A 6,220-nucleotide genomic window follows, 5' to 3' on the forward strand; every position below is an offset into this window, starting at 1 on the left:
TCTTTAGAATTGTCTTCATGCAACTGATCTTTCGTCAAATCCGGATTGAATGCCTTCTTTGCATAATGCTTGATGTAATTCCCTCCTATCTTCGCACCCGTCTGTACAAATTTTGTAGCACGTTCTACCTTACTCGTGGGAATACTATTTTGCTCTTTCATAAAGATTGTCTGAACTGTAATTCTTGTGATTAAAATGATTGCACGGATTAACTCTTTCGCAGTTGTTGGTATTTCTGTCCGAACGTTGCTATAGTAATGAACGACTGTTTCGCTGGGCACCAACAAGCTGTTACGCTGCGTGAGCTCAATTAATATGACAAAGTTCTATCTCTGAAACAGAAACTTTCCAAAATCAACCACCGAATCCAACACCGTATTGCCCATCAAATCAAATGAAAGGTTCACGGCCTTTTCAATGGCAGCATCGGTACGTTCAAAGCCTCTACTTTCATCGTCCATCCAGAACTTTAATACAAACATCAATTGCATCCACACAAGCTTATCGTAGTTATCAGATAAGTACGGTCTTTTTACAACTTCGTTTTTATCAATGCCTTCATTAATTAAACCTTTAGCATACGTTAAGAATGGCTCTCTGAATGCTTTGATCGGCGAACTCATCCAATTATCGGGACGAAGATTCGATTTAGATGTATGAACAATATAGCTTCGGTAGTTTTTCAACACTTCAATCCACGTATAATAGAATGAAAGCAGTTTTTCTCTGGCTGAATACGATTCATAAACGTCTTCGCTTTTAAGCTTCGTAAGTGTTTCTTCAAAAATCCCCATCCAAATGTCTTTCTCTAAGGCTTGAAAGGAGTTGTAGTGATCGTAGAATTCAGACTCTCTCCTATTTTGTGTTTTCATGAATTGGAAAACAGATGCGGGGAGTTTGCCGTTCATAAGCACATATTCAATAAATGTGTCGCGAAGTTGTTTGGCTGAAATAGCTTCGGAGGTATGTGGGTGCGATTCTTCGATGTGATTTTCCATAATATTAAAACAGTTGAAGTGTGGTGAAAGTTCTAATGAATACAATATAATCTCGTGAATTAAGTATTGAAAGTCAATTGATTTATCTAAAAAGTTACTTTTGGCGAGAAATGGGCATAAATAGGTTAAAAGATTAAAAATGATTGGTATTAGAGATTTATTATTCAGATTTGTTACTTTGATGATCGTATTCAACTCGAATGGGAAAGATTAATAAATTTAAAAATCCAAGTAGATAGCATCCAATAAAATAATTTCAACATATTGTGGGAGTCACTTCAAATTTTTGCTAAAAAATAACAATGTTTGAATTCAAAGATTTATTCATTCATCATTCATAATTCATCATTCATAATCTTTTCCATGATCCGATTCAAAGACATATCCATACCCAAACCCTGCTCTGTAGATTACGACGCCTTACCTGGGAACGAATTAACACGTTTCTGCGGTAGTTGTGAAAAACATGTCTATGATTTCAGAGGAAAAGATGAAGCATTTTTGAATGAGATATATAAAAGTCATGGTAATGTTTGTGGCGTCTTTTTGATGAAACAAATTAAAGATTCTATAAATCCTAATAAACACACCTACATAAAGTCTATCTTAACAAAATTCATTTCTTTGTTATTATTTTTAAAAACAACTTCCTCATTTTCTGCAGAAACAAATATTAAAATTGAACCAATTTCAAGTTCACAACTAGACATCCAATATGATTCGATACCAATAAAGGCTATCATCAAATCAAAATCAACTTACACGTATCAATATAATATAAAAATATATGTTGATAATGTATTATTGCTATCTAATCCTAAAATAATTGATGGATTTATTTATTTACCTGATACTATTCAAAACGATCAAACTATAAAAATTAAAGTTTTCAAACGTGCTTCTATTAGAAGAAGAATACGAATAAAGCCAAAAACATACCATTTTAAATTTGAACACGCAAAAGAGGTTCAACTAGTTATTAATTATAAAAAATACATCTTTAGGATAGGAGATAAAAAATCAGGTATACGTAGACCAATCTCTAATCAAATTATGGGCTTAATGAAATAGTAACCAAATATCATGATAAAATTCAAAGACATATCTATACCCAAACCCTGTTCCATAGACTACGATGCATGGCCAGGCGATGAGGTAAAGCGCTTATGCGGAAGATGTGAAAAGCACGTCTATGATTTTAGAGCAAAAGATGAAGCGTATTTGAATGAGGTGTTTCGTGCAACGGAAAAAGTATGTGGCATTTATTATGCAGATCAAATTCAAAGTCCTACTTCAAAAATTCAACGTACATACTTTTATGCTTTAACAGCAAAAATAATCGGTATTCTATTATTTATTAAAACATTATTGAGCTCGTTTGATACAGAAGCAACAAAACCAAACACATACCCAATTATACAATTAATCAACGATAGCTCGAAAGTAAATACTATTTATAAAGGTAGGGATAATGGAACATCCATAGATGACATAACGATAGAATGCTATGTCAATGACACTCTATTCAAAACATACTATTTGTCTTATAAGGAAACACTCTATTTACCAAATAGCTTGCATCCGAATGACAAAATAAAATTAATCGTTTCTACAACGAGACGAAATATTGTAATACAAAAAAAAGGAACAAGACACAAAGCAAGTTATTATTCAACTAATACAAAAAGGTACAATTTCATTTTCAAAGAAATACATTCAATAAGCATCAAAATAAACTATAATAAAAAAATATTTCTTTCTAGCAAAAAAAGAACTGCTGTCACAGGGCTAATTTGCCCTGCTAATTTTTGGTAAACTATGTTTCAATTCAAAGATTTATTCATTCATATTTCATAATTCATAATTCATAATTTTTTCCATGATCCGATTCAAAGACATATCCATCCCCAAACCCTGCTCGGTAGAATACGATGCGCTACCCGGTAATGATATAAAGCGCTTCTGCGGAAGCTGTGAGAAGCACGTCTATGATTTTAGAGGTAAAGATGAAGCGTATTTGAATGAAGTGTTTCTTGCAACGGGAAAGGTTTGTGGAATTTATTATGCAGATCAGATTCAAAAGCCTTCATTAAAAGTGCATCGACCATTTTATTATGCAATTGCAACAAAGATTGTAAGTATTGGTTTATTTTTAAAAACACTTTTTACAAGCTATAACACATACGCATCAGAAACTTTGATCCACCAAACAAGTCAAACAAGCAATGACAGTACTTCTGTTCATGTTAAATTTAAAAATTATTCTTATCTCATTAAAAACTATAAGTTAAATGTTTTTATAAATAATAAAATCTACAGATCTGAAATAAGTCCAGATAAAAGTTTTTTATATCTCCCCGATACGATTCAACCAAACGATGAAATAAAAATTATCGTTTTAAAAACAAAATCGAATGTTTTAAATAGGAATAAACTAACAACCTATAAAGTACGTCAAAAAACATATTCTTTTTTATACAAAGAAACTCCTGATATTAGTATCATAATTAATAATAGAAAACAATTCAAAATATTTAAAAGAAAAACCAACACTGGTGTCGCAGTGGGATATTGGTAAAAAATCAAAATTTATGATACACTTCAAAGACGTCCCCACCCTCTGCTCGGTAGACTAAGATCTATTAACAGGTGACGATGTAAAGCGTTTATGACCTAATTAAGGAAATATGCTTCATACTTCTCTTTGAAGTATAAGCATATTTCACAAAATATACCCTACATCATTATCCATAGGATAAACAGCCAAGGGAGATGAATTTTATCCCAACCACCCGATGAAATCTTCCGTGCAGAAACAGCATTCTCTACTTTACTGGTTGTTTCGTTGCCTGTTACGATATGATAAAAATCATGCAAATAAATATTATTTCTTCTACTCTCTGACTTGTGTATAGGGAAGTATATAAAATCCAATTTAACAACGCTTATTTTTCATGAAAAGCGAATTAATAGCTACAAGAATGCGATTTATTTAATCTCCCGATTCAATATAAAAATTTCTTTGTTTTTAATATTCCTCTCCGTCATTGGATAAAAAATAACGGCATAATTATTTTCGGTAGTTTTATTTACACTCGAAATAATAATTTGGTCACTGTCCATTTCTAAAAACTCATTGGTCAATATGTTTCTATATCCTTTTTCACCTTTTCCATAAAATAATTCTAATAGCTGATCCTTTTTAGTAGTAAACCAACCGTTACCAAACTCGCCATTGAATTTTGTTACAAAGGTATCTTCTGCAATTTTTACTGGTTGCCACGAATTATAATAGGAACCTATCATAGCATTAAATTCAATGGATTTGCTTGTGCCATTTACAGCTATCTCTTCGAGTATTATTTGACCTTCTTCATCTTCTATCAAAATATATGATTCTGTTTCGAATGATAAACTTATAATTTGACTGAAATATTTGTGATTGGGTTGAATTTTTCTTCTCTTGATTTCATTTCCTTTTTCGTCAATTTGTCTGTGTATCCAATGTTCCTCTTCTATTGCCAGCAAATGAATTTCATTATCAGAAATGAAAATTTTATTGTCACGGGGAAAAGGAATTTTGATATTGTTTTTCTTTTTTAATTGACCATTTTTAAATTCAATCGCCAGCATTTTATCTGGCTTCGTGTCGGTCCAAATATCAGCATCATAAAAAATCGAAAAGTATTCGGTTGTGCCAATGAAATCACCAACAAAAGGTCTATTCCCTTTTGGCAATTCAGTGTTTTCGCGATTGAAAATGGGAATACTGATTTCTAATTCTTTGTCAGGATGATACGGAATTACAGAAACATAATTTTCCTGATTTGGACTTAAAAAAAGCGTTGGTAAGATTCCGTCATCTTCCTTATAACTTTCAATAGTTCCCTCTCTATCAACTACTACATATACTAATTTAGAATTTTCCTTTTTATCATCAATGTAAACTGCCACTAGCGTTTTTTCATTAAACGATATACTTCCTTTTTCTGAAATCCCATACTCCGCAACTAATTTTGTCAATAGCCCAATAGGCGTTTTTATAATAGTTGATTTAAGAACATTAACCTTATCAATGTTTTTCATAGTTGGTTTTTAATTATATTTTTTATTTCTCCGAATACTCATATCCAATTTGATTGACAGCGGTTTCTATTTTTTCTTTATCTTCCACTTTATGTAAAATAACAATATATTCGTCCGATTGCGTATCTATAAAACCCAATTGAAGTCCATTTTCTCTTAAAGATTGATCATAATCCTGAAAAACTCCATCAGAAGAAACACTTGCATTTTCATCATAATTTTCAGGTTTGGGCAAATTAGGTTTTACGTCATAATTATCCTTTAAATTCTTTTTAAGAAGCCATTCTAAATCTTCAATTTCAGCTTTCCAATCCATTCTCATGATGAAGTTTAAATCCTTTTCTTCTAAAAACTCCATAAAATAATTTAAGGTCGTGTAATATTCCTCGTCATCATCATAGTTTTTCAGCTTTTCGATACGTTTGAGAATTTTTACCTTACTTGAATTTTTATACACACACAATTCTGTAAGTTCTTGATATGCTTTTTTTTGAGTGTCGTTTAAATAGGTTCGTTTTGCTTCCGCTTTTTTCTTTGCTTTTGCTTCCGTTTTTAATTCTTCCACCTTTTCTTCCAATTCAGTTTTCTTCCTATAAATCTCGGCTGCCAACCTCATAACTTCTAAAATAGTATTTTCAACCTTGAGTATGATTTCAGGATCAGTAACCGCTTTATGAAGTTCTGGAATCTGAAACCATTCGACACCTTCACCTGCTTGGCAACTTCTTAACTCAACTTCGTTTACTACTTTGACAATAAAGAAAAATTCTGTTGGAAAGTTATAATCTAAAACATCATAAAAAACGATAGCACTTGGTAAAAAGAAAGAGCCATGTTCCTCATTATGATATCGAAAAAAGTCTCTTATCAATTGGACATTTTTAAATAGTGGAGGTGCTAATTTTAAAATATCAGCTGTAGATGGATTAAAATCATGCAATTCTCTGCTATTTACATTTGTTAAATAAAAAATATGATTAAAAAATTGAACGTTTATAAACTTAGTTTCTATGGGCGTACCGCTTAATTTTATTTCTTTATAAAATAGTCTATCCATCTCTTTTTTTTAATTATGTAACGTCACTAGCGTTGCGTCTTAATTAAAAGATTTTCAGTTGTATATCAATTTGATCCGT

The 6,220-nt window shown here is 31.4% G+C and carries 6 protein-coding genes and 1 pseudogene; 3 read left to right on the top strand and 4 right to left on the bottom strand.

Annotated features, from left to right (window positions below):
- Both Q0543_RS06535 and Q0543_RS06540 read right to left on the bottom strand, forming a co-directional pair.
- Positions 1-191 (bottom strand): annotated as a pseudogene (locus tag Q0543_RS06535) (hypothetical protein); the annotation flags it as partial.
- A 135-nt stretch (positions 192-326) separates the two neighbouring features.
- Positions 327-998 carry a TetR family transcriptional regulator C-terminal domain-containing protein gene (locus Q0543_RS06540; protein ID WP_299250575.1) on the bottom strand — a complete coding sequence of 224 codons (672 nt, stop codon included), beginning with the start codon at positions 996-998 and terminating at the stop codon, positions 327-329.
- Positions 999-1,361: 363 nt separating this feature from the next.
- On the opposite strand from Q0543_RS06540, the gene Q0543_RS06545 reads away from it, so the two are divergent.
- The 3 genes from Q0543_RS06545 to Q0543_RS06555 all read left to right on the top strand — a co-directional run bounded on the left by Q0543_RS06545 (position 1,362) and on the right by Q0543_RS06555 (position 3,576).
- Positions 1,362-2,069, top strand: a complete 708-nt coding sequence (locus Q0543_RS06545; RefSeq protein ID WP_299250577.1) for a hypothetical protein — start codon at positions 1,362-1,364, stop codon at positions 2,067-2,069.
- 12 nt (positions 2,070-2,081) lie between these two features.
- A complete protein-coding gene (locus Q0543_RS06550) occupies positions 2,082-2,813 on the top strand; it encodes a hypothetical protein (protein WP_299250578.1) in 732 nt (243 codons plus the stop codon).
- Between the two features lie 64 nt (positions 2,814-2,877).
- Positions 2,878-3,576: a hypothetical protein gene (locus tag Q0543_RS06555; protein ID WP_299250579.1), complete on the top strand. Its 699-nt coding sequence runs from the start codon at positions 2,878-2,880 to the stop codon at positions 3,574-3,576.
- A 410-nt stretch (positions 3,577-3,986) separates the two neighbouring features.
- On the opposite strand, the gene Q0543_RS06560 is transcribed toward Q0543_RS06555, so the two are convergent.
- Both Q0543_RS06560 and Q0543_RS06565 read right to left on the bottom strand, forming a co-directional pair.
- Positions 3,987-5,084, bottom strand: coding sequence for a hypothetical protein (locus tag Q0543_RS06560; protein ID WP_299250580.1), 1,098 nt, complete (start codon positions 5,082-5,084; stop codon positions 3,987-3,989).
- A gap of 22 nt (positions 5,085-5,106) precedes the next feature.
- Positions 5,107-6,141: a hypothetical protein gene (locus Q0543_RS06565; protein ID WP_299250581.1), complete on the bottom strand. Its 1,035-nt coding sequence runs from the start codon at positions 6,139-6,141 to the stop codon at positions 5,107-5,109.
- Positions 6,142-6,220: the final 79 nt, after the last annotated feature.

It is taken from the genome of uncultured Cytophaga sp. (genome assembly GCF_937863595.1).
In the GTDB taxonomy this organism is placed as follows: domain Bacteria; phylum Bacteroidota; class Bacteroidia; order Cytophagales; family Cytophagaceae; genus Cytophaga.